Below are 22886 nucleotides of genomic sequence, written 5' to 3' on the forward strand. Positions count from 1 at the left end.
TCAGCGCCCCGCCTGCCAGCTGGCGACCCAGTCGAGCGGGTACAAGAGCATCAGCACGTTCAGCGCCAGCCCGTCGCGGATCAGCCACATCGTCGCGCCTTCGAACAGGATGATCAGCGCCACCGTTGCCCAGACCGGCAGTCTCGCCGCCAGCCAGAAGCCGAGGATCATCGCCAGGACGTCGAACACCGTGTTGATCACGCTGTCGCCGTAGTAGTCGAGCGAGATCGTCACCGCCCGGTAGCGTTCGATCACCGCGTCGGAATTCTCGACGATCTCCCAGATGCATTCGACCAGGGTGGCGATGGACAGCCGCCAGGCGAAGCTCAGCCGCGAAGCCACCAGCCAGAGCGCGCCATAGAACAGGAAGCCGTGGATGATATGGCTGGGCGTATACCAGTCCGACAGGTGCTGCGAATTCTCCGAGCTGACGACCTGCCCGTGCCAGAGCTTCACGTAGCCGCATTTGCAGATCGGCTCGCGACCGATCCACAAAAGCCAGGCGGCCGTAAGCAGGATGATGCCAAGCGTGATCAGGATCGGCGTCAGGCGGGATGATGCGCTGCGGTCGGTCATGGGCTGCAAGGAATCACGGGCCGAGACGGCGGTAAAGTAGGGTATGCCTGAGGTCGGGTTATTCCCGGCCAGTGTGGCGGCAGTGCAGGAGGGCGGCGATGGAAAAGAAGAACCCCTGGCGCTTCGGGCCCTCTCGGGGCGAGTTGTGGTTCTGGCTCTGGATCAGCCTGGGCGGCTTTGCCCTGATGGGCGTTGCCCTTGCGCTCCGCGGCCTTCCGCAAGGCCCGGCGATCGCCGAGGTCGTGGGGCTGGCGACGGTGGTCTTCGGCTATCTTGGCGGACGGTCCGTGAAGCGCCTGATCCGGCGAGAGCATCCTTAGTTCTTCTGGAACAAGAGGGGCGGCGGGCCGGGAAGTTTCTGGCGGCCCTGCGGGGTCAGAAGCGCGGCCTCGCGCCCCTCGATCACGATGGCCGACAGCGGGCCGCCGTAAGCCGCGCTTGAGTCGATGTTGATCCGGTTGCCGTAGTGGGTGGCTTCCTTGATCGCGGTATGGCCGTGCACGACGAGGGGGCCGAAGCTTTCCACCTCGATCAGGAAGATGTCGCGGATCCAGACGAGGTCGGTCTCGGTCTGCTGGTCAAGCGCCACCCCGGGGCGGAGGCCCGCGTGGACGAAGACGCAGTCGCCGGCCCGGTGCATCGTGGGACGGGCCGCGAGGAAATCGCGGTGGGCCTGCGGGACGGCAGCCAGCGCATCGGCATGGACCTTGGGGATCGGGCGATCGGCTGCTTTTTTCACCCCGTAGGAGGCGAGCGTATCCGGCCCGCCAAGCTTGGGGTGCAGCCAGCCGAGGTCGGCGCGGAGGCCGGGTTCGGGCTCCAGCGGGTCGTTCAGGAAGCGGCTGAACATGCGGTCGTGGTTGCCCTTGAGGACCACCCAGTCCTCGCCCTGCGCCTGGCCCTGCATCAGGAAATCGATCACGCCTTTGCTGTCCGGCCCGCGGTCCACGAGGTCGCCGACGTGGACCACCTGGCCGGGTCCATGCTGCGCCATGTCCCTGGCGATGAGGTCATGCGCGGCCTTCAGGAGACTGAGGTGCCCGTGGATGTCGCCGATGGCGTAAAGGTGCATGGGGTTCCCTTGGCTGCCCCCGGGGGTGCTACCCCCGGACCCCCGGGATATTTGTGCAAAGATGAAAGGGCAAGTCCGGTCAGCCTTCTGGGTCGGGGAGCATCCGGTAGCTCTTGAACCCGATGTCGCCGGACCAGCGCCACATGGCGAGGAAGCCTTCGGGGCCTGCCCGCATGGCGTGGGGCAGGTTCGAGGGGTGGTGGATGGGCTCACCCGCGGCGGTGGGGAAGCGGCGGTCGCCCGCCTGCCAGAGGGCGGAGCCTGCGAGGACCGTGTAGGTCTCGGCGGCGTTGTGGGCGTGGAGGGGGTAGTAGGAGCCGGGGGCCTGGTAGAAGAGGCCGAAGAGGAGGGTGTCGGACGGGATCGGGGCCTCGGGGCCGAGGAGCGTCACGATGGACTTGATCGCGCGGAGGCCGGTGGGTTGCAGGGAGGCGGCGGGGCTGTCTTGCCAGGGAAGCCATTGGTGCGCGGCGTGGATCAGCTTGGCGGCGGGGTGGCCGGGCAGGCTGGCCGCGTGGAGGATGCCGGGGGAGAGGCTGGAGGGTGGTTGCGCCGGGAAGTCGGTGCCGGCGGCGGCGCGGAGGGCCTCGGCGGTGGCTTGCGCCTCTGGGCGCGGTTCGGTGGCCGTGAGGTCGGCGAGGGCGTAAAGGAGGTCGGGGAGCAGCATGGTTGCCTCGGCCAGGCGGGGCGCCCGGCCGAGGCAGGTTGGGTCAGGCGACGTCGAACTGCAAGGCCTTGACCTGCTGGAACATGCCGGTGCCCTCCAGCGTCTCGATCACCTTGGGGTCGATCGGCTGGTCGAGGTAGAGGATGGCGATCGCGTCCTGCCCGACGCCGGACCGGCCGAGGGTGAAGTTCGCGATGTTCACGTTGTTCTTGCCCATCGTCATGCCGAGCAGGCCGATGATGCCCGGTACGTCCTCGTTCGTGGTGTAGAGCATGTGCTGCCCGATCTCGGCGTCGATGTTGATGCCCTTGATCTGGATGAAGCGCGGCTTGCCGTCCGAGAAGCAGGTCCCGGCGACCGAGCGTTCGCGCTTGTCGGTCACCATCGTCACCTTGATGTAGGCGTCGAAGACCCCGGTCTTTTCCTGCCGGGTGGTGGAGATCTGGATGCCCTTGTCCTTGGCCACGACGGGGGCGGAGACGAGGTTGACGTCGGGGTTGTGCGCCTTGAGAACGCCCGCGATGACGGCCTGGTTCAGCGCGGCGAGGTTCATGTTGGCCACGGTGCCGTCGTAGAGGATGTTGATCGCCTTGATCGGCTCGTCGGTCATCTGGCCGATGAAGGCGCCGAGGTGCCCGGCGAGCTTGATCCAGGGGCCCATCACGGCGGCCTCTTCGGCCGTGACGTTGGGCATGTTCAGCGCGTTCTGCACGGCGCCGGTCAGGAGGTAGTCCGACATCTGCTCGGCCACTTGCAGCGCCACGTTCTCCTGCGCTTCCGTGGTGGAGGCGCCGAGGTGCGGGGTGCAGACGACGTTCGGGTGGTTGAAGAGCGGGTTTTCGGTGGCGGGTTCGGTTTCGAACACGTCCAGCGCGGCCCCGGCGACATGGCCGGAGTTGAGCGCGTCGAGGAGCGCCGCCTCGTCGATCAGCCCGCCGCGGGCACAGTTTATGATGCGGACGCCCTTCTTGGTCTTGGCGAGGTTCTCGCGCGACAGGATGTTGCGGGTCTTGTCGGTGAGGGGGACGTGGAGGGTGATGAAGTCGGCGCGGGCGAGGAGTTCGTCCAGGTCGACCTTGGTCACGCCCAGCTGCTTGGCGCGTTCGTCGCTGAGGAACGGGTCATAGGCCACGACCTTCATGTGCAGGCCCACGGCGCGGTCGCAGACGATGCCGCCGATGTTTCCGGCCCCGATCACGCCGAGGGTCTTGTTGAAAAGCTCCACCCCCATGAACTTGGACTTTTCCCACTTTCCGGCGTGGGTGGAGGCGTTGGCCTCGGGGATTTGCCGGGCAACAGCGAACATCATGGCGATGGCGTGCTCGGCCGTGGTGATGGAGTTGCCGAAGGGCGTGTTCATCACGATGACGCCCTTCTTCGACGCCGCCGGGATGTCGACGTTGTCCACCCCGATCCCGGCGCGGCCGACGACCTTGAGGTTGGTGGCGTTCTCCAGGAGCTTCTCGGTGACCTTGGTGGCCGAGCGGATGGCAAGGCCGTCATACTGGCCGATGGCGGCGGCAAGCGCCTCCTTGTCCTTGCCGAGCTTCGGAAGGTAGTCGACCTCGACCCCCCGGTCGCGGAAGATCTGGACGGCGGTTTCGGAAAGTACGTCGGAACCGAGGACTTTGGGCATGGGATCAATCCTGTGGGTGGGGGGGGTGCGCCATTAATGCGCCCCCTACGCGGTGGGTTAGGGTGCGCATTCACGGCGCACCCGCGATGTCAGGCAGCTTGCGCCAGCGCGGCGATCTCGGCCTCGAAGGCATGGGCGATCCAGGGCATCAGCGCCTGGACGTCCGCCGTCTCGACCGTCGAGCCGCACCAGATCCGCAGGCCCGGAGGGGCGTCGCGGTAGGCGCCGAGGTCGAAGCCCGCGCCGGCCTTCTCGATCCGCTTGGCGACGGCCTTGGCGAAAGCCTCGCCGTCGGTGATGCGCGGGTCGGTGAACTTGAGGCAGACCGAGGTGGTGGAGGCGGTGGCCGGGTCCTCGGCCAGGTTGGCGATCCAGGGGTTTGCGGCGCAGAAGTCCCAGACCACCTTGGCGTTGGCATTGGCGCGGGCGATCAGGCCTTTCAGCCCGCCGATGGACTTCGCCCATTTCAGCGCGACGAGGTAATCCTCGTTCGCGAGCATCGAGGGCGTGTTGATCGTCTCGCCCTGGAAGATGCCTTCGATCAGCTTGCCCTTGGCGGTCAGGCGGAAAATCTTCGGCAGCGGCCAGGCGGGGGTGTAGCTCTCCAGCCGCTCTACGGCGCGGGGCGACAGGATCAACACGCCATGCGCGCCCTCACCGCCGAGGACCTTCTGCCAGGAGAAGGTGGTGACGTCGAGCTTGTCCCAGGGCAGGTCCATTGCAAACGCCGCGCTGGTCGCGTCGCAGATGGTCAGGCCCTGGCGGTTCGCGGGGATCGCATCGCCGTTCGGCAGGCGGACGCCCGAGGTTGTGCCATTCCAGGTGAAGACGACGTCCTTGTCGAAATCGACCTGGGCAAAGTCCACGATTTGCCCATAGGGGGCCTTGCGGACCACAGCGTCCAGTTTCAGTTGCTTGACCACATCCGTGACCCAGCCTTCGCCGAACGACTCCCAGGCCAGCATCTCGACCGGACGGGCGCCGAGGAGCGACCACATCGCCATCTCTACGGCCCCGGTGTCCGAGGCGGGAACGATGCCGATCCGGTAGTCGGCGGGCACGCCGAGGATTTCGCGGGTAAGGTCGATCGCCTCTTTCAGCTTGGCCTTGCCGACGGCGGCGCGGTGGCTGCGGCCCAGGGGGGCGTCGGCCAGCATGTCGAGGGAATATCCGGGGATCTTGGCGCAGGGGCCAGAAGAGAAGCGCGGGTTGGCCGGGCGCTTGGCCGGCGGGGTCAGGTCTGTCATGGTAGCCTTCCAGCTAAAAGCCCTTCGTTGGGGAAGGGTGTCCCGCCGCCTTGGCTAAAGACCCGCCCGCTCTGGCGCAAGGGAAAAAACCGCGCTAATGCGCCGCATCGTCGCGAAAAAGCGACACCCAAGTTCACTATCGGAAACCTGCCCCATGTATGTCGTCACGCTTCTGACCAACCCCGAAACCCCGGTGCTGGAGCGCGTGACGGTCGAATCCCTGCGAAACGCCTGGGGCGGGGGCGAGGCGCGCTGGCTGGACCCGGGTGTGGCGGCGGAGTTCGACCTTGCCTCGGTCCCGGAGAACCGCTGGGAGGTCTGGGAAGGCCTGCAGGCGCTGCGGGTGGACATGGTGGTCCAGGCGGCGGAGGGGCGGAAGAAGCGCCTCCTCATCGCCGACATGGATTCGACGATGATCCGGCAGGAATGCATCGACGAGCTGGCCGATGAGGCGGGCGTGGGTGCGCGGGTGGCCGACATCACGGCGCGGGCGATGAATGGCGAGCTCGACTTCGAGGGCGCACTGCGCGAGCGGGTGGGGTTGCTGAAGGGGATGCCGGAGAGCGTGATCGGCCGGGTCCTGCGCGACCGGATCACGCTGATGCCAGGGGGGCCGGTGCTGCTGGCGACGATGAAGGCGAACGGGGCCTATGCGGCGCTGGTGTCGGGTGGGTTCACGGCCTTCACTGCGGCGGTGGCGGGGAAGCTGGGGTTCGACGAGAACCGGGCTAACACGCTGCATGTGGCCGAGGGCGCCCTGGCGGGCACGGTGGCCGAGCCGATCCTGGGCAAGGAAGCAAAGCTCCAGGCGCTGAACGAGATCACCGCGCGGCTGGGGATCACGCCCGCCGAGGCGCTGGCGGTGGGGGATGGGGCGAACGACCTGCCCATGCTCAAGGCCGCAGGGACGGGGGTTGCACTGCACGCGAAGCCCACGGTCCAGGCGCAGTGCGAGGTCCGGGTGAACCACGGCGACCTGACGGCGCTTCTCTACCTGCAGGGCTATTCCCGCGAGGAGTTCGCGTGCTGATCCGCCCGGCGACTCCCGCGGACGCCGAAGCGATGGCCGAGGTGCTGAATGCAGTCATCGCGGTGGGCGGCACGACCGCGCACGAGGTGCCGAAATCCCCCGCCGAAGTGCAGCTCGAGTACATCGACGGGCCGGAGGTTCTCTCCTCGGTCGTGGCAGAGGACGAGGGTCGCGTTGTCGGCTGGCAGTCGGTGGAGCATTGGGAGGGCGAGGCGCATATCGGGAGCTTCGTCCAGCCGGGCCTGCAGGCGAAAGGCGCGGGCGTCCGGATGTTCGCCCTGACCTGCGAGATCCTGCGGGGCAAGGGGATGCGCGAAATCGTCGCCTCGATCCGGGCGGACAATGTGCCCGGGCTCGCCTACTACGCCCGCATCGGCTTTGTCGACTTTGCCCACGACCCCGACTTCATGCTGTCGGACGGGCGCAAGGTCGGACGCGTGCACCGCCGCTTCACACTCTGAGCCCCCTTGCCCCCGCAGCCAGCGCGGGCGACAAGCCAGCATGTTCGAGATTGCCACCCACCTTGCCCTTCTGCTGGTCCTTGCCGCCTTCTGCGCAGGCTTCGTCGATAGCATCGCGGGCGGCGGCGGGCTGATCTCGGTTCCGGCCCTTCTTCTGGTCGGTGCTTCCCCGGTCGAAGCCCTGGCGACGAACAAGCTGCAGGGCACTTTCGGCGCGGCGACGGCGACGCTGACCTATGCGCGCGCAGGGCACGTCCGGCCGTCGGAGCAACTGGGGATGGCGGCGATCAGCGCGGTGTTCGGGGCGCTCGGGGCGCTCGTCGCGCATCTAATCCCGGCGGAGGTCTTGCGGATCGTCATGCCGGTGGTGCTGATCGGGGTGGCGGGGTTCTTCGCGCTGAAGCCGGGCCTGTCGGATGACGCCCGGGCGCAGAGGATGAAGCCCGCGGTCTTCGCCGTCACGGCGGTGCCGCTGATCGCGGCCTATGACGGGTTCTTCGGGCCGGGGACCGGGTCATTCTTCATGATGGGGTTCGTCCTGCTGGCGGGCTACGGGGTCCTGAAAGCGACCGCGCACACCAAGATGCTGAACTTCGCCTCGAACATCGGCTCGCTCGTCGTCTTCATCCCCTCGGGTGCCATGTGGTGGGCGGTGGGGCTGGCGATGGCGGCAGCGCAGGTAGCGGGGGCGTCTCTGGGAGCGCGGCTCGCGATGCGGGTGGGCGCGCGGCTGATCAAGCCTTTGCTGGTCGTCACTTCGACCGCGATGGCGCTGCGGCTTCTGTGGCAGGCCTTCGGCTAAAGGCCCCAGTCCGCGCCCTGCATCTCGCGCAGCCGGCTCGCGGTGCGTTCGAACTCGAAGGACCCTTCGCCCTCGATGTAAAGCCGCTCCGGCGCTTCGGCGGCCGAGGCGATGAGGCGGACCTTCGCCTCGTAGAGCGCGTCGATCAGGGTGACGAAGCGTTTGGCCTCGTTGTAGTTGGCCGAGGAGAGCTGCGGTATGTCCTCCAGGATCAGCACGCGGACCGTGCGGGCGATGGCGAGGTAGTCGGCGGGGCCGAGGGGTTTCGAGCAGAGGTCCCAGAAGCTGGCCCGCCCGACGCCGTTGGAGAAGCGGGGCAGAGTGACTTGCCGCCCGTTGACCTCCAGCTGAAGCGAGGCTTCGGGTGCGCCGCCGGTGAGGTCGGTCCAGATCTCGGCGATCTGGGTGGTGGCAGACCGGGCCGGGTGGAAATAGACCTGCGCGCCCTGCAGGCGGTGCTGGCGGTAGTCGGTGGGGCTTTCCAGTTCCACGACGTGGAGGCGGTCCTCCAGCATGGCGATGAAGGGCAGGAAGATGCCGCGGTTGAGGCCGTCCTTGTAGAGGTCCTGCGGCGGGCGGTTCGAGGTGGTGACGATCACGATCCCGGCGGCGAAGAGCTTCTCGAAGAGGCGGCCGACCAGCATCGCGTCGGTGATGTCGGTGATCTGCATCTCGTCGAAGGCGAGGAGGCGCAGGTCGCGGATGATCTCGTCGGCGACGGGGGTCAGCGGGTCCTCGACGCCGCGCGCGCGGGCGGCGTGCATGCCCTTGTGGACGCCTTGCATGAAGGCGTGGAAGTGGACGCGGCGTTTCTGGGTGATCTGGGTGGCCTCGGTGAAGAGGTCCATCAGCATCGACTTCCCCCGCCCGACGCCGCCCCAGAGGTAGAGACCCTTCGGGGGCTGGATGGGCTTGGCGAAGAGGCCCGCGAAGAGGCCGACCTTGCGGGTCGCGTTCGCTTCCAGCCAGGACCGGAGCTCTTCGAGGCGGGGGAGGAGGGCGTGCTGGGCAGGGTCGGGCTTCAGGGTGCCCTCGGCCACGCGGGCCTCGTAGATCTCGGTCAGGGTCTGGCGCATGGAGGAGGATTAGCGGGGCCGGGGTGGGGGCCGCAAGGGATTCCGGCTGTCCACGCAGGACAGGGGGTGCGGGGGCAGGGATTTCAAGGGGTTGGGGGTGGGCGTTAGGGTGGTGTTAACTGGCTTATTCGGAAAAGTCGGTGACGCAATGGTGAACTGCGGTGGACTGGCGTCCAACATTCGACAGAAATTCCACTCTTAGTTGCCAAAGAGGATCGATAAGAAAGATCGAACGAATCCCAAACGAGGTCAAAGCTATGTATTCGAAACTTTCCCTTATTGCGATACTCGCGCTTTCAGCCTGTGTTGAGACCTCGGTAGTACCCGTGGCTCAGAATCAAATCATAATTAACACTAGTGCGGCACCAGTCTGTCGCGGGACAGGCGCGCAGAATGTCGCGGTAAAGATGGCCGCGGTAGAGGCACTGCGTAGAGGGTTTGACCGTTTTATCATTACTGGGGCGGCACAACAGAACAATACTGGGGTGTTCCAGACCGCGCCAACTTACGCAACCACCACCACGCTGAATACGTATGGAAATACCGGCTACGGTTATTCCAATACTCAGTTCGGCGGAGGAAACACCATCATTTATGGAACGCATGATGCTTCCCTTGGCGTGCTCCTTCTGAAGCGCGGTGATGCTGGCTATGAACGTGGCGTGGACGCTAAGGGTGTTCTTGGCGAGAAATGGAAAGAGATCGCCGAAAAGGGTATCGCGACGTGCTGACGCTGATATTCCGGGGCTAAAAAGACGATGTCTGGGGGCGACGTTAATGCCCAGCACAAGGCGCCGAGCTGCCCCCGGCCAGAGCCCTAACTTGGCGAGTTGCAATACAATGCGAAGGAAGTCGGGCTTAAGCCCGACCTACGGGTTTGCCGCAGGTTCTGCCGGGGCGGTGTCCTCGGTGGGAGCCGCAGGGGCCTCACCTTCCGCCGGAGCAGCCGGAGCCTCGGGGGGGGCGGTCAGGATGCCGTTCTGCCAGATGCCTTCTGCCACCTCGCCGCTGGCGTAGGTGAGCTTGCCCTGGCCCTCGCGCTTGCCGGCCTTGAACATGCCTTCGTAGATGTCGCCCTCGGGGTAGGTGGCCACGCCCTGGCCCTCGATCTGGCCCTTGACCCAGCTGCCCACGTATTTGAACCCGTCGGTCGTGGAGAACTCGCCCTGGCCGTCGCGGAGGCCGGCCTTGAAGTCGCCCTTGTAGAGGCTGCCGTCGGGGTAGACGGCTGACCCCACGCCCTGCCGCTGACCCGCGACCCAGTCGCCTTCGTAGCGGTAGCCGTCGGGGTAGGTCATCGTGCCTTTGCCCTCGGGCTTGGCCTGCTTGAACGACCCCTCATAGACCCGGCCGTCCCGGTAGGTGGCGCGGCCCTGGCCCTCGATCACTCCCGCAACCCAGTTGCCCTGGTAGGTGGAGCCGTCGGGATAGGTGATCGCGCCCTGGCCGTTCGGCTGGTCGGCCTTCATCGCGCCGATGTAGACTGACCCGTCGGGGTAGGTGATGGAGCCCGTGCCCTCCATCCGGCCTTCGACCCAGGTGCCTTCGTACTTGAAGCCGTCCGGCGTGGTGAAGGTGCCGCGGCCCTGGCGGCGGTCCTTGGTCCAGGTGCCGATGTAGATGTCGCCGTTCTTGTGGGTCAGTTTCCCCTGCCCGTCGCGGAGGCCATCCTTGAAGCTGCCCTCGTAGACGTCCCCGTTGGGCTGGGTCAGCATGCCCTGGCCGTTGATCTGCCCCTCGGCCCAGTCGCCCTGGTAGATCAAACCGTCGGGCATGGTGAGCTTGCCCTTGCCCGACCGCTGGCCCTTGACCAGCGCTCCTTCGTAGACGGTACCATCGGGGTAGGTGATCTTGCCCTGGCCTTCCTTGACGCCCAGCACCCAGTCGCCCTCGTAGGTGTAGCCGGAGGGGTTCGTCAGCTTGCCCTTGCCGTTGTGGGTGCCCTTGACGAAGGTCCCTTCATAGACCGACCCGTTGGCATAGGTGGCCTTGCCCGTGCCGGTCATCTGGCCCTGGACCCAGTCGCCTTCGTAGATGCGTCCGTCGGGCGAGGTGATCTTGCCCTTCCCCTCGGGCTGGCCCTTGACGAAGCTGCCCTCGTAGACCGAGCCGTTGGGGTAGCGCGCGGTGCCGACGCCGGTGATCTCGCCCTCGACCCACTCACCGGAATAGGTGAAGCCTGAGGGCAGCCGGTAGGTGCCCATCCCGTGCTGGCGGCCGTTCAGGAACGTGCCTTCGTAGACCGAGCCGTCGTCGTACTGCTTGGTGATGATGTCCCCTTCCTGGGCCGCTGCGGGAAGGGCGAGGGCGGCGAGGAGCAGGGCAGTGGGCAGGCGCATGGGCGAATCCCTGGGGGCTTGTGCCGGGCAGGGTAAGGGGCGGGTTCCGGTGTGACAAGGATTTGACGGTCAAAGCCTTGGGAGCGGCCGGAAACGCTTTCCCTTGGGGCGTGGTTTGGTAGAAGGGGAGGATATAGTAGGGGCCGGGCCATGACCGACACGTTCAAGATGATGCTGGCGCAGCTGAACCCGGTGGTGGGGGACATCGCGGGGAATGCCACGCGGGCGAAGGCGGCCTGGGAAGCGGGCCGCGCGGCGGGGGCGGACATGGTCGCGCTGACCGAGATGTTCATCACCGGCTACCAGACCCAGGACCTGATCCTGAAGCCCGCCTTCGTCGCGGCGGCGGTGGCGGCGGTGGAGCGGCTGGCGGTGGAGTGCGCGGATGGCCCGGCGCTGGGGATCGGCGGGCCGGTGCTGGCGGGGCTGAAGCTTTACAACGGGTACTATGTGCTGGAAGGCGGGCGGGTCCATGCCCGCGTGTTGAAGCACCACCTGCCGAACGATGCGGTCTTCGACGAGAAGCGGGTCTTCGCCTCGGCGGACGTGCATGGTCCATACGTGGTAAAGGGCGTGCGGATCGGGACCCCGATTTGCGAGGACGCCTGGCATCCGGACGTGGCCGAGACGCTGGCCGAGACGGGGGCGGAGATTTTGCTGATCCCGAACGGGTCGCCCTATCACCGAGGGAAGCCCAACCTGCGGCTGAACCTGATGGTGTCGCGCGTCGTCGAGACGGGGTTGCCCTTGGTCTACCTGAACATGGTGGGCGGGCAGGATGACCAGGTGTTCGATGGGTCATCGATGGTCCTGAACCCGGGCGGGCGGCTGATGGCGCAGCTGCCGCAGTTCGATGAGTGCGAGGTGATGGTCACGTTCCTGCGCGGGCCGGAGGGCTGGCTCGCGGACCAGGGGGAAATTGCGGAGATCCCGCCAATCGGGGAAGCGGATTATCGGGCCTGCGTCATGGGCCTTGGCGACTACATGCGGAAGACGGGTTTCAAGAAGGCGCTTTTGGGCCTGTCGGGCGGGATCGACTCGGCGATCGTCGCGGCGATGGCGGTTGATGCCCTGGGGCCAGAGAACGTGCGCTGCGTGATGCTCCCGTCGGAGTTTACCAGCCAGGAGTCGCTGGACCTTGCCACGGCGGCGGCGAAGGCCCTCGGGTGCCGCTACGACACGGTGCCGATCAAGGGCGCGCAAGCGGCGGTGGGCGAAGCCTTGGCGCCTCTGTTCGCGGGAACCGAGCCGGGGATCACGGAGGAGAACATCCAGTCCCGCCTGCGCGGGCTTCTCCTCATGGCGCTGTCGAACAAGTTCGGCGAGATGCTGCTGACCACCGGCAACAAGTCCGAGATGGCGGTGGGTTACTGCACGATCTACGGCGACATGAACGGGGGCTACAACCCCGTAAAGGACATGTACAAGACCCGCATGTTCCTGACCGCGCGGTGGCGGAACGAGAACCATCGGAGCTGGATGAAGGGTCCGCCGGGAGAGGTCATCCCCGAGCGGATCATCTCGCGCCCCCCGTCGGCGGAGCTGCGCGCGAACCAGCGCGACGACGACAGCCTGCCGCCCTACGAGGTGCTGGACGCGATCCTGGAATGCCTGGTCGAGAAGGAGATGTCCGTGGCCGAGATCGTGGCCCTGGGCTTCGACCGGGCGGTGGTGAAGAAGGTCGAGCACCTGCTTTACATCGCGGAATACAAGCGCTTCCAGTCGGCGCCCGGCGTGCGGCTGACGCAGAAGGCCTTCTGGCTCGACCGCCGCTATCCCATCGCCAACCGCTGGCGCGATGACAGCTGAGCTGGTCGTCTCCAGCTTCTACGACCTGCGGGATGCCGAGGCCTTCGACCGGGCGGCCCGGCTTCTTGTCGCGCGGATGCGGCTGACGGGGATGGAGGGGGTGCGGAGCTTCCGGTTCCTGGGAGGTTTGCGGGACCGGCGGCTGGTGGCGATATATGAGGACGCCGCGGCCTGGGTGGAGTTTCAGGAGCGGATCGCCCCCTGGGCGGAAAGCGCGGCCTTGCGGGTCGCGGCGCGACTGGCGCGGATGGACGTCTATGGCTCGCTTTCTCCGCCCATGCGGGATTGGGCCGAAGGGCTGGGTCTTGGGCGGCGGCTCCGGCTGATCGGCGACACGCCATCTGCGCCCGCCGCGCCGGTCAGAAGAACGGGTGCGGCCCGGGGTATTTTCCAGAGACTTGCAGGTGGCTGACAAGCTGCCCGTCCCGCCAGTGGTGAAGGAGGAAGGCTGCGGGTTCGGTGAACGAGGCGGGCTCGGCCCCCGGATCGAGGCGCAGGGCGAGGCTGGTCGCGATGGCGGGGGCGGTCAGGGCAGGACGCCCCGCGAAGCTGGTCAGCATGAAACGGTGGACGTGGCCCGCGAGGAGGCGGATCACCTGGGGGTGGCGTGACAGGACCTCGGCCAGAAGGTCCTCTCCGAAGCACCGGAACTCGTCGATGAAGCTGATGCCGGTGGCGTAGGGCGGCTGGTGCATCATGACCAGCGTGGGCCGGTCCGGCGCGGCGGAGAGCGTGGCGTCGAGCCAGGCGGCGTGGTCCGGGGTGACAAGACCGTGGTGGTCGCCGGGGACGGTGACGTCGAAGCCGATCACGCGGATGGGGCCGTCGGCGGCGGAATGGAGCGGGCCGCTGGTGGGGAGCGGGATCAGGTTCGGCAGGCCGGAGAGGCCCATGCGAAAGCCCTCACGGTCGTCGTGGTTGCCGGGGATGGCAAGGATGGGGGCCGGGAAGCCTGCCAGCAGTTCGCGGGCGCGGGCGTAGCTTTCCGCGTCGCCATGCTCGGTCAGATCGCCGGAGAGGATGAGGAGGTCGGGGGAGAAGGTCGCCGCCTGCTCCAGCGCCTCGGCAAAGCGCGGGGTGGTGTCCAGGACGGACTGGTAGAGCTGACCTTCGGGGCAGAGGTGCGGGTCGGAGAGGTGGGCGATCAGCATGGTGGTGTCCGCGGGCGGTGGGCAGGTATGCCCACCCTACGGGGGTTTGTGCGCGAAGTCCCCAGTTTGGTGGGAAAGGTGGGCAGGACTGCCGACCCCTTCGGTCAGACCTCGGTAACCGTGCATTCGCGCAGGAGGCGCATCACGTCCTCGGGGCGGCAAAGCTGGGTCGCGTCGGTGGTCACGGCGGCGGAGGCGGCCGCGGAACCGAGGGCCAGCGCCTCGGCATTGGTCTGGCCCTGCGCAAGCGCCAGCACGAAGGCCGCGACGAAGCTGTCGCCCGCCCCGACGGTGGACTTGACTTTCACCTTTGCGGCCTTGGCGAAGAGCTTCTGGTCCTTGTCAGCCAGCACGTTGCCCTCGGCCCCCCGCGCGATGATCACCGTCTTGGCCACGCCGCGGCGGACGAGCGACTGGGCGAATTCGGCGGTGTCGGCTAGCGTCGGCAGGGGCTTGCCCGCCAGTTCCTCGCCTTCCGGCCCGTCCATCCGCAGGACTTCGAGATCGGGGATCGGGTGGCGCACGGCCTCGGTCAGGGTGGAGCCGGAGGTGTCGAGGACAACGCGCGTCTCGGGCATCGAGGCCGCGAGTTGGGCGGGGAAGTCGACCGGCACGCCGGGAGGCTGGCTGCCCGAGATGACCGAGAACCCGCCGGGCCGCGCAGTGGCGCGCAGAAGGGTGAAGACGCGCGCCCGCTCCGCCTCGCCCCAGACCGGGCCGGGGAGCATGAAGCGATACTGCTTGCCGGTGGTGCCTTCATTGACGGTCAGCGACTGGCGCGTCTCGCCGGGGCCGAGGATCGACAGGAACGTCACGCCTTCCTGCCGGATCAGACCGGCAAGCCGGTCGCCAGTCAGGCCGCCGATGGCCACCAGCGCCAGGCTGTCCCCGCCCAGCGACTTGATCGCGCGCGAGACGTTCAGCCCGCCACCGCCGGGGTCCAGCAGCGGTTCCGTGCAGCGCAGCTTGTGGCCGGGGATCAGCTCATGCACCTCGGTCGCCATGTCGAGCGCGGGGTTGAGCGTGAGGGTAAGGATGGGGGCTTGGGACATGCGGCACCTGTTCGTGTTACCGCTATCATAAGCCTTCCGTCGGGAAATGGAACAGCCCCCGGTCGAGGGGTCGCCGGGGGCACACTCGTCAAGAACCTCAGTCCGGAGGGAGCAGTCCGGACCAGGCTCAGCCGTTCAGCAGAAGCTGGTAGGAGGCCGGGACGTAGCGGAAGCCTTCGCCCTGGGCTTCGACATAGCCCACGCCGGGGAAGGGCATGTGGTAGCCGATGAAGGGGATCTTGTCGGCGGCAATCATCCCGAAGACCTGCTTGCGGACGGCGGCGGCCGCGGCCTTGTCGCGGTCGAAGCGAACCTCCCAGTCCGGGCGCTGAAGCGACCAGACGTAGTGGTTGGCGGTGTCGGCGGTGATCATCAGGCGCTGGCCGCCGGATTCGACCTGGTAGACCATGTGCCCGGGCGAGTGGCCGAACGCCGCCATGCCGGTGATGCCCGATGCGACCGAGCCGCCGTCGTCAAGGAAGGTCATCCGGTCGTTCAGCGGAGCCACATTCTTCACGAAGCCCTCATCCCCCGCCTCGGTCGCCGCGTTGTGCTCGACGGCGCCGGTGACGTAGCGCGCATTGGCAAAGGTCGGCGTGGTGCCGTCTGCGCCCATCAGCCCGCCGATGTGGTCGCCGTGCATGTGGGTCAGGACCACGACGTCGACCATGTCGGGGGACATGCCGGCGGCGGTCAGGGCGGCCAGCGTTCCCTCGGCGGCGAGGCCGGTGTCGAAGAGCACGATCTCGGAGCCGGTGTTGACGACGGTGGGGGTGAAGAAGTTCTGCGTCTTGTCGGCCGGGATGAAGTTCGCTGCCGAAAGCGCTGCGAAGTCCTCGGGGCTGGCGTTGGTGCCGAAGGTTTCCTGCGGCTTGTCACCGGCGCGGGTGCCGGCGAGCAGGGTCGTCACCTCGAAGCTGCCCAGCTTGAAGCGGTTCCAGGGCGCGAAGCCCGAGCCAAGCATGGTTTCCTGCGCCTGGACGGGCCGGGGCAGTAGGGTGGCGGCAAGAGGCAGGGCAGCACCGGCAAAGATCGCCTGACGGCGGGAAAGGCTGGTCATGGGGTCCTCCTTCGGTTGAATGGCGGAAGGATAGGACGCAGGCGGGCGCTGTCCGGTCACGGCTGTGTCAGCAGTCGTGCGGCGCTGCACAGACGCTGTGCGGCAGGGCCGGGCCGATCACTCCCACCAGCGATCGTTGTTGGCGATGTCCTCGTCCGACCAGCCGAAGTGGTGGGCAAGCTCGTGCACGACGACGTGGGAGACCAGTTCCTGGATCGAGACATCGCCGCGTTCGCACCATTCGTCCAGGATCGGGCGGCGGAAGAGCCAGATCACGTCGGGCTTGATGACCTGATCGGCAGTGGATTTCTCGGTCAGCGGGATGCCGTCGTAAAGGCCGGTCAGCTCGAACGGGTCGTCGATCTGCAACTCGTCCAGGATGTCCTCGTCCGGGAATTCCTCGATCCTGAGGCGGATGTGGGTGGCGGGTTCGCGGAAAGGCTCGGGCAGGGTGGAGATCGCCTCGTGGGCGAGCTGCTCGAGAAGGGCGAGGGAGGGGGCGATGCTGTCGGGCGATGGGTTTGTCATGGTCGGAAGATAGGGCCGTCGGGCGCCGGGGGGAAGGGGCGCGGCGGGCGGGTTCGTGATAGGGTGGCGGCAAGCGAGGCGCGGATGGCGGAGGGTGCCGGGACACGGGGGGGCCGAAGGACCGGGCGGCCTGGCTGGCGGCGGCCTTGCCCGAGCGGCGGTCCGAGGCGGCGCGGCTTCTGGACCCTTTTGCCGAGGTGATGGGCTGGGAGCCGCGGGTCTGGGGGGCGGCGCAAACGCAGGCCGGGTTCGGGCGGCAGGTCTACCGCTATGACAGCGGGCATGGCGGCGAGGGGCATGTCGTGGGCTTCTCGCCCCGGAAGCCGGAGATTTCGCTCTATGGGCTGACATCGGCCCCCGGCGCGGCGGGGCTCCTGGAGCGGCTGGGGCGGCACCGGATGGGCAAGTCCTGCCCTTATGTGAAGCGGCGGCGGGGTTGGACGAGGGCGTCTTGCGCGCGATGATCCGGGCTGGGGTCGAGGAGAACAAAGGTGCGCTGGCCGGTGCATCCGGTGTGACCCTGAACGCGGAGCCGTCCTCGTGGCATCGAGCCTCTCGGACGGCGTTGCTAGCCTGGTCAATTCAATCGCACTGTTTTATGCACGGGGTGGATACGCACGGGAACCACGAGCGACGCCAATAGATTTTCCGATCGCGCAGTCTTGCAGCCCGCTGTTCACCTGCCACCGCTCTGGCCCCGCTCCATGTAGACGGAATCGCCCACGCGGCCCCGCACTGCAAAGCCGGCGGCCACCAATTCGGCGAGAAGCCTGTCGACCTCTTCTTCGCCCAGGATGGCCGGGTGCATTTCCGCGAGAAGGCCGACAACCTTCGTCTCGTGCAGGATTTCCCGGCGAATCAACTCGCGCTCAAGACCCTCGATATCGCAGACCACGACGGTGGCGCCAAAGCCGTGGTCCTGAAGGATCTGACCCAACTGGATCGTCGGGACCTTGATATCTTCCGCTCCGACGTCAGCGACGGCGCTGGAGCCGACGAATTCGGGATCGACGCTGAGCGCGATCCAGTCCTGGTCGTAGGCCAGGGCCCGGTTGATCACCGTGAAGGTGCAGCCGTTCAGGTCGCGGTTGCGTTCGAGCAGGGGGATCATCATGGGAATCGCTTCGACAACGACATGTTTGGTGCCGGGAGGGAGCTTGCGGTTTGTCAGGCAGGAGACGACGCCCAGACCACCGCCAAACTCGACCACCGCGAAACGGCCATCGATCCAGCTTTTCACCAGAGCCCGCTCGTCCATTTCGTGCAGGCCAAAGTAGAGCGTGCTTTTGCGGGGCGTGGAGATCAGCGGGCAGTCGACCGAATAGCGAAGCCCGTCCATCCGGACGCGATTGCCAAAGAGTTCAACCAGGCGGCCAACCGTCCTGTTTTCGACCTGGAGACGTACCTTGTACCAGCCAAGACGCCGTTTGATCGGAGCTACGAAACCTTCCTGCGAAATCTTCCTGAAGAGCTTCATCCACACCTTACACGATCAACCAATCCTGCCGGAGAGGATGAGATGTTCTCGCGCACCGATCAAGTTGTTCTTGGAGCCAGGGACAGGCGCAGTATTGTGCCGGATTCGGTCGCAGATGCCGCATCCCGGCCTGGCATCCCTGGCCAGAACGACCTTGCACCCTGCCGCAAACTGGACAATCGCGGGTCCATATGACAGGGAGGGGCCTTCGAAGGAGCCCTATCAATGACCGTCACCTGTCGCTTCGCCCCCTCGCCCACCGGCTGGATCCATGTAGGGAACCTCCGCACCGCGCTGATGAACTACCTGATCGCGCGCCAGAACGGCGGGACCTTCATCCTGCGGCTGGACGACACCGACCAGGAGCGGTCGAAGCAGGAATACATCGACGGGCTGAAGGCGGACCTTGCCTGGCTGGGGATCAAGTACGACCGGATCGAGCAGCAGTCGCTCCGGATGGCCCGCTATGCGGAAGCGGCCGAGCAGCTGAAGGCTGCCGGGCGGTTCTATGAGTGCTTCGAGACCCCGGTCGAGCTGGACCTGAAGCGGAAGAAGCAGCTGAACATGGGGAAACCCCCGGTCTATGACCGCGCGGCCTTGAACCTGACCGAGGAGCAGAAGGCGGCCTACCGCGCCGAGGGGCGGCAGGGCTATTGGCGCTTCAAGCTGGACCAGGAGCGGATCGAGTGGACCGACGGGATCATCGGGCCGATCTCCATCGATGCGGCGTCCGTCAGTGACCCGGTGCTGATCAAGGCCGACGGCCAGGTGCTCTATACCTTCGCCTCGTCGGTGGACGACGTGGACATGGGGGTGACCCACATCGTGCGCGGCGCGGACCATGTGACGAACACGGCGACGCAGATCCAGATCATGAAGGCCCTGGGCGGCACCCCGCCGACCTTTGCGCACCACTCACTGCTCACCGGGCCGCAGGGCGAGGAATTGTCGAAGCGTCTGGGCGTCCTGTCCCTGCGCGACCTGCGCGCGCGGGGGGTGGAGCCGATGGCTCTTCTCAGCCTGATGGCGCGGCTGGGGTCGTCGAAGCCGGTGGAACTGGCCGCGAACATGGACGAGCTGGTGGCGGGGTTCGACGTGGGCTCCTTCGGGGCCGCGCCGACGAAGTTCGATGCCGAGGACCTGTTCCCCCTGACCCGCCACCATGTCCAGTCGCTGCCCTTCGAGGCGGTGAAGGACCGTGTGCTGGACCTCGGCGTGCCCGAGGGCGAGGCCGAGGCCTTCTGGGCGGTGGCCAAAGGCAACATCACGGTGCTGGCGGACCTGCAGGAGTGGTGGACACTCTTCCGCGACGGGGCCGAGCCGGTGATCGACCCTGCCGACCGCGACTTCGTGGCCCAGGCGCTGGCGATGCTGCCGCCGAAGCCGTGGACGCAAGGAACCTGGGGCGAGTGGACGGCGGCGGTGAAGGAAGCGACGGGGCGCAAGGGCAAGGACCTGTTCCGCCCGCTGCGCCGGGCGCTGACGGGCCGCGATGCGGGGCCGGAGATGGCCGACGTGATGCCGCTCTTGCGCAAGGTGCCGAGCGTCTGAGCCCCATGGACACCCCGGAGGGTTTCACACCCTCCGGACCTCCCGTGGGATATTTGTAGACATGAAATGAGCTTGGGCCCGGTCAGTCCCAAGACTAGGATCGGCTATGGCAGCACCGAACGCGCAGGCGAAGTTCGTCGAGGGAAACCTCTTCCGGCATGTGTCGGTGATGTCGCTCACCTCGTCCGTCGGGCTGATGGCGGTCTTCGTCGTCGACCTGATCAACATGTTCTACATCGCGCTTCTGGGGCGCGAGGAACTGGCGGCCGCCATCGGGTACGCGGGAGCGATTCTGTTCTTCACCACAAGCTTCGGGATCGGGATGTCCATCGGCGTGGGCGCGCTGGTGGCGCGGGCACTGGGGGCGCGGGACCCGGTCCTTGCGCGCGAGAAGGCGACGACCGGGCTGGTGCTGAGCTTCGTCTTCGGCTCGCTCTTCGCGGCGGTGGTGTGGCTCTTCCTCTGGCCGCTGGTCGGGCTTCTGGGCGCGACGGGAGAGACGGCGGCGCTGGCGGTGCATTTCCTGCAGATCGTGGTGCCCTCGCAGCCCCTGCTGATGGTCGGGATGATCGGCGGCGCGATCCTGCGGAGCCACGGCGACGCCCGCGCGGCGATGATGGCGACGGTCTGGGGCGCGGTGGCGACGGCCGTGCTGGACCCGATCCTGATCTTCGGCTTCAAGCTTGAACTGACCGGAGCGGCGATTGCATCCGTCGCGGCGCGGGTGGTCATCGCCTGGATCGCCCTGCAACCGATCCGCCGGAAATACGGCGGGTTCGACCGGCCCACGGTCGGGCAGGTGGTGGCGGACATGGGGCCGATCTGGGCCATCGCGATCCCGGCGATCCTGACGCAGGTGGCAACCCCGGTAGGACAGGCCTTCGTGACCCGCGCCACCAGCGCCTATGGCGAGGCGGCGGTGGCGGGCATGGCCATCGCCGGGCGGCTGACGCCGGTGGCCTTCGGGGTGATCTTCGCCTTGGCGGGTGCCATCGGACCCATCGTGGGACAGAACTTCGGTGCGGGGCGGATGGACCGCGTCAGGCGCACCTTCTGGGACGGGCTGATCTTCACGGCGCTGGTCATCCTCTTCGTCTCGGCGCTGCTGTTCCTGTTGCGCGGACCCATCGCGGACGCGTTCAAGGCCGAGGGGCTGACGCGCGACCTCGTCTACCTCTTCTGCGGGCCGCTGGCGCTGTTGTGGTTCTTCAACGGCATGGTCTTCGTGGGCAATGCGGTCTGCAACAACCTTGGCCGGCCCTTCTGGTCCACGCTGGTGAACTGGGGCCGCCACACGGTGGGGACGATCCCGCTGGCCCTTTGGCTGGGGCAATACTGGGGGGCCGAGGGCGTTCTGGTGGGGCAGGCTTTGGGCGGGGTGGTCTTCGGCCTTCTGGCCGCCTGGCTGGCGCTGTTGGCGATCCGCGCGCCGGGCCTGCCTGCGTCCCGGATGCGCCCGGCCCCCGACCCTGCGCCCGAGACCGAGCCGGTGGCCAGCCCCGGCGAGCGGCGGGCGTGACGCGTCGGTAGTGCTCGGCATACCGTCGTATTCCGAATTTCGCTTGCCGGGTGGTGGGGCTTTGGGGTAGGGAAGTGTCGTCAGGTTCGGGAGAATCCGGGAAAAGCCCGGTGCCGAAGGAGCAACCGCCCCGGTAAACTCTCAGGCGCAAGGACCGTTTCTGACCAAGGACTCTGGAGAGTTCCCGCCGCAGGCGGGACGCCGAAGGGATAACGATCTCAGGCGTGCTTTCGGGCACAGGGACAGAGGGGGCATCGCAGGGTGGGGATTGGCCCGCCTGACGGTGCCGGTGCGTTTTCCGGCCAAAGACGACGGGAGGGACGGCGATGGCCGACCTGGAGGAGCCGGAGCTTTTGCATCTGGGGCTGGAGCCCCTGCATGAGGAACTTGGCGGCAAGATGGTGCCCTTCGCGGGCTACCGGATGCCAGTGCAGTACCCGGACGGGGTGCTGAAGGAACACCTGCACACGCGCAGTGCGGCGGGGTTGTTCGACGTGAGCCACATGGGTCAGGTGATCCTGCGGCCCAGGGGCTCGATGGAGGAGCTGAAGCTCGCCTTCGAGGCGCTGATGCCGGTGGATGTGCTGGGCCTCAGCGAGGGGCGGCAGCGCTATGGCCTCTTCACCAATGATGCGGGCGGGATCCTGGATGACCTGATGTTCACCAACCGGGGGGATCACCTCTATGTCGTGGTGAACGCGGCCTGCAAGGCGGCGGACATCGCCCATATGACCGCCGGGATGCCGGGCGTTTCGGTGGAACCTTTGACCGACCGGGCGCTGCTTGCCTTGCAGGGGCCGGGGGCCGAGGCCGCGCTGGAGGCGGTGGTGCCGGGCGTGACCGCGATGCGGTTCATGGATCACCGGGTGTTCGGGGATATCTGGGTTTCGCGGTCGGGCTACACGGGCGAGGACGGGTTCGAGGTCTCGGTCCCCGAGGCGCAGGCGGAGGGTTTCGCGCGGAAGTTGCTGGCTCAGGCCGGGGTCGCGCCGATTGGCCTTGGCGCAAGGGACTCGCTTCGGCTGGAGGCGGGGCTCTGCCTCTACGGCCATGACATCGACACGACCACCAGCCCGGTTGAGGCGAACCTGACCTGGGCGATCCAGAAGGCCCGCAAGGCCGGTGGCGCGCGGGAAGGGGGCTTCCCGGGAGCGGCGCGCATCCTGAAGGAACTGGCCGAGGGGCCGGAGCGGCTCCGCGTCGGTCTCCGCCCCGAGGGTCGCGCGCCGATGCGCGAAGGCGTGGAGCTTTTCGCAGAGGACGGGACGCCTGTCGGAAAAGTGACTTCCGGCGGCTTTGGCCCTTCGGTCAACGCCCCCATCGCGATGGGTTACGTCGCCCGCGCCCATGCTACCATCGGCACGACTCTCATGGGCGAGGTGCGCGGCAAGCGCCTGCCCGTGACCGTTGCCGAGATGCCTTTCCAACCGACAACCTACAAGCGCTGAGGACTGACCATGAAATACACCAAGGAACACGAATGGCTGCGCGTCGAGGGTGACCTCGTGGTCGTCGGCATCACCGAACACGCCGCGACCCAGTTGGGCGACGTGGTCTTCGTCGAGCTTCCCGAGACCGACACGATGGTCGCCGAGGGGGACGAGGTCTGCGTGATCGAAAGCGTCAAGGCCGCGTCCGACATCCTTGCGCCCATCGACGGTGAGGTGGTGGCGGTGAACCAGAAGCTTGTCGACAACCCCGGCCTCGTCAACGAGGACCCGACCGGCGCCGCCTGGTTCTTCAAGCTGAAGGTTGACGACCTGAGCGTGCTCGACCAGTTCATGGACGAGGACGAGTATCAGGACCTGATCGGCTGATCTCCGCGCCCGGAGT

The 22886-nt window shown here is 67.0% G+C and carries 24 protein-coding genes and 1 riboswitch; of the genes, 12 read left to right on the plus strand and 12 right to left on the minus strand.

The window, feature by feature from the left end; all coding sequences use genetic code 11:
* Positions 1 to 576, minus strand: coding sequence for a DUF2585 domain-containing protein (locus ACE3Q6_RS15900; protein WP_374434407.1), 576 nt, complete (start codon positions 574 to 576; stop codon positions 1 to 3).
* 98 nt (positions 577 to 674) lie between these two features.
* Between ACE3Q6_RS15900 and ACE3Q6_RS15905 the strand changes: the two genes are divergently transcribed.
* Positions 675 to 896 (plus strand): hypothetical protein, encoded by a 222-nt coding sequence (locus tag ACE3Q6_RS15905; protein ID WP_374434409.1) that lies wholly within the window; start codon positions 675 to 677, stop codon positions 894 to 896.
* On the opposite strand, the gene ACE3Q6_RS15910 is transcribed toward ACE3Q6_RS15905, so the two are convergent.
* From ACE3Q6_RS15910 to ACE3Q6_RS15925, 4 genes are all read right to left on the minus strand, one after another.
* Complete coding sequence (locus ACE3Q6_RS15910) at positions 893 to 1648, minus strand: metallophosphoesterase (RefSeq protein WP_374434412.1); 756 nt, start codon at positions 1646 to 1648, stop codon at positions 893 to 895. The two genes, ACE3Q6_RS15905 and ACE3Q6_RS15910, sit on opposite strands and share 4 nt — an antisense overlap.
* Positions 1649 to 1727: 79 nt before the next feature.
* Positions 1728 to 2315, minus strand: a complete 588-nt coding sequence (locus tag ACE3Q6_RS15915; RefSeq protein ID WP_374434415.1) for a dimethylsulfonioproprionate lyase family protein — start codon at positions 2313 to 2315, stop codon at positions 1728 to 1730.
* Positions 2316 to 2358: 43 nt separating this feature from the next.
* Positions 2359 to 3951, minus strand: a complete 1593-nt coding sequence (gene serA / locus ACE3Q6_RS15920; RefSeq protein ID WP_374434417.1) for a phosphoglycerate dehydrogenase — start codon at positions 3949 to 3951, stop codon at positions 2359 to 2361.
* Between the two features lie 89 nt (positions 3952 to 4040).
* Complete coding sequence (locus tag ACE3Q6_RS15925) at positions 4041 to 5198, minus strand: phosphoserine transaminase (protein ID WP_374434420.1); 1158 nt, start codon at positions 5196 to 5198, stop codon at positions 4041 to 4043.
* 154 nt (positions 5199 to 5352) lie between these two features.
* On the opposite strand from ACE3Q6_RS15925, the gene serB reads away from it, so the two are divergent.
* The 3 genes from serB to ACE3Q6_RS15940 are packed head-to-tail and all read left to right on the plus strand — an operon-like array spanning position 5353 to position 7491.
* Complete coding sequence (serB, locus tag ACE3Q6_RS15930; RefSeq protein WP_374434422.1) at positions 5353 to 6228, plus strand: phosphoserine phosphatase SerB; 876 nt, start codon at positions 5353 to 5355, stop codon at positions 6226 to 6228.
* Positions 6222 to 6689 (plus strand): N-acetyltransferase family protein, encoded by a 468-nt coding sequence (locus tag ACE3Q6_RS15935; protein ID WP_374434424.1) that lies wholly within the window; start codon positions 6222 to 6224, stop codon positions 6687 to 6689. Before serB ends, ACE3Q6_RS15935 begins: the two co-directional genes overlap by 7 nt.
* A gap of 40 nt (positions 6690 to 6729) precedes the next feature.
* Complete coding sequence (locus ACE3Q6_RS15940) at positions 6730 to 7491, plus strand: TSUP family transporter (RefSeq protein ID WP_374434426.1); 762 nt, start codon at positions 6730 to 6732, stop codon at positions 7489 to 7491.
* Here ACE3Q6_RS15940 and zapE read toward each other — a convergent pair.
* Positions 7488 to 8567 carry a cell division protein ZapE gene (zapE, locus tag ACE3Q6_RS15945; RefSeq protein WP_374434429.1) on the minus strand — a complete coding sequence of 360 codons (1080 nt, stop codon included), beginning with the start codon at positions 8565 to 8567 and terminating at the stop codon, positions 7488 to 7490. The two genes, ACE3Q6_RS15940 and zapE, sit on opposite strands and share 4 nt — an antisense overlap.
* A 407-nt stretch (positions 8568 to 8974) precedes the next feature.
* Between zapE and ACE3Q6_RS15950 the strand changes: the two genes are divergently transcribed.
* Positions 8975 to 9298, plus strand: coding sequence for a hypothetical protein (locus ACE3Q6_RS15950; protein ID WP_374434431.1), 324 nt, complete (start codon positions 8975 to 8977; stop codon positions 9296 to 9298).
* A 138-nt stretch (positions 9299 to 9436) separates the two neighbouring features.
* Here ACE3Q6_RS15950 and ACE3Q6_RS15955 read toward each other — a convergent pair whose 3' ends face one another.
* Positions 9437 to 10906, minus strand: a complete 1470-nt coding sequence (locus tag ACE3Q6_RS15955; protein ID WP_374434433.1) for a 2-isopropylmalate synthase — start codon at positions 10904 to 10906, stop codon at positions 9437 to 9439.
* 150 nt (positions 10907 to 11056) lie between these two features.
* Here ACE3Q6_RS15955 and ACE3Q6_RS15960 point away from each other — a divergent pair, with 150 nt between their 5' ends.
* Together ACE3Q6_RS15960 and ACE3Q6_RS15965 are read left to right on the plus strand one after the other, a co-directional pair.
* On the plus strand, positions 11057 to 12715 hold the full coding sequence (locus tag ACE3Q6_RS15960; protein WP_374434435.1) for an NAD+ synthase: 1659 nt from the start codon (positions 11057 to 11059) through the stop codon (positions 12713 to 12715).
* On the plus strand, positions 12705 to 13127 hold the full coding sequence (locus tag ACE3Q6_RS15965) for a hypothetical protein (RefSeq protein ID WP_374434437.1): 423 nt from the start codon (positions 12705 to 12707) through the stop codon (positions 13125 to 13127). Before ACE3Q6_RS15960 ends, ACE3Q6_RS15965 begins: the two co-directional genes overlap by 11 nt.
* On the opposite strand, the gene ACE3Q6_RS15970 is transcribed toward ACE3Q6_RS15965, so the two are convergent.
* The 4 genes from ACE3Q6_RS15970 to ACE3Q6_RS15985 form a co-directional block, all read right to left on the minus strand.
* Complete coding sequence (locus ACE3Q6_RS15970; RefSeq protein WP_374434439.1) at positions 13075 to 13866, minus strand: phosphodiesterase; 792 nt, start codon at positions 13864 to 13866, stop codon at positions 13075 to 13077. The genes ACE3Q6_RS15965 and ACE3Q6_RS15970 overlap by 53 nt on opposite strands.
* A 104-nt stretch (positions 13867 to 13970) precedes the next feature.
* Positions 13971 to 14918, minus strand: a complete 948-nt coding sequence (locus ACE3Q6_RS15975; protein ID WP_374434442.1) for a 1-phosphofructokinase family hexose kinase — start codon at positions 14916 to 14918, stop codon at positions 13971 to 13973.
* Between the two features lie 127 nt (positions 14919 to 15045).
* Complete coding sequence (locus ACE3Q6_RS15980; protein WP_374434444.1) at positions 15046 to 15978, minus strand: MBL fold metallo-hydrolase; 933 nt, start codon at positions 15976 to 15978, stop codon at positions 15046 to 15048.
* A 117-nt stretch (positions 15979 to 16095) separates the two neighbouring features.
* Positions 16096 to 16506: a metallopeptidase family protein gene (locus ACE3Q6_RS15985; protein WP_374434446.1), complete on the minus strand. Its 411-nt coding sequence runs from the start codon at positions 16504 to 16506 to the stop codon at positions 16096 to 16098.
* Between the two features lie 146 nt (positions 16507 to 16652).
* Here ACE3Q6_RS15985 and ACE3Q6_RS15990 point away from each other — a divergent pair, with 146 nt between their 5' ends.
* On the plus strand, positions 16653 to 16970 hold the full coding sequence (locus ACE3Q6_RS15990; RefSeq protein WP_374434449.1) for a hypothetical protein: 318 nt from the start codon (positions 16653 to 16655) through the stop codon (positions 16968 to 16970).
* 212 nt (positions 16971 to 17182) lie between these two features.
* Here the strand turns inward: ACE3Q6_RS15990 and ACE3Q6_RS15995 are convergent, their stop codons facing one another.
* Positions 17183 to 17983, minus strand: a complete 801-nt coding sequence (locus tag ACE3Q6_RS15995) for an FkbM family methyltransferase (protein WP_374434451.1) — start codon at positions 17981 to 17983, stop codon at positions 17183 to 17185.
* A 225-nt stretch (positions 17984 to 18208) separates the two neighbouring features.
* Here ACE3Q6_RS15995 and gltX point away from each other — a divergent pair, with 225 nt between their 5' ends.
* The 4 genes from gltX to gcvH all read left to right on the plus strand — a co-directional run bounded on the left by gltX (position 18209) and on the right by gcvH (position 22870).
* Positions 18209 to 19534, plus strand: coding sequence for a glutamate--tRNA ligase (gene gltX, locus ACE3Q6_RS16000; RefSeq protein WP_374434454.1), 1326 nt, complete (start codon positions 18209 to 18211; stop codon positions 19532 to 19534).
* Positions 19535 to 19640: 106 nt separating this feature from the next.
* Positions 19641 to 21053 carry an MATE family efflux transporter gene (locus tag ACE3Q6_RS16005; RefSeq protein ID WP_374434457.1) on the plus strand — a complete coding sequence of 471 codons (1413 nt, stop codon included), beginning with the start codon at positions 19641 to 19643 and terminating at the stop codon, positions 21051 to 21053.
* Positions 21054 to 21130: 77 nt separating this feature from the next.
* Positions 21131 to 21220: riboswitch (glycine riboswitch) on the plus strand.
* Positions 21221 to 21379: 159 nt separating this feature from the next.
* Positions 21380 to 22501 carry a glycine cleavage system aminomethyltransferase GcvT gene (gcvT, locus tag ACE3Q6_RS16010; RefSeq protein ID WP_374434459.1) on the plus strand — a complete coding sequence of 374 codons (1122 nt, stop codon included), beginning with the start codon at positions 21380 to 21382 and terminating at the stop codon, positions 22499 to 22501.
* Between the two features lie 9 nt (positions 22502 to 22510).
* The gene (gene gcvH, locus ACE3Q6_RS16015; protein WP_374434461.1) at positions 22511 to 22870 is read left to right on the plus strand and encodes a glycine cleavage system protein GcvH; all 360 of its coding nucleotides are present in this window, start codon (positions 22511 to 22513) and stop codon (positions 22868 to 22870) included.
* Positions 22871 to 22886: the final 16 nt, after the last annotated feature.

Origin of the sequence: Tabrizicola sp., from assembly GCF_041913445.1 — a bacterium.
GTDB lineage: Bacteria > Pseudomonadota > Alphaproteobacteria > Rhodobacterales > Rhodobacteraceae > Tabrizicola.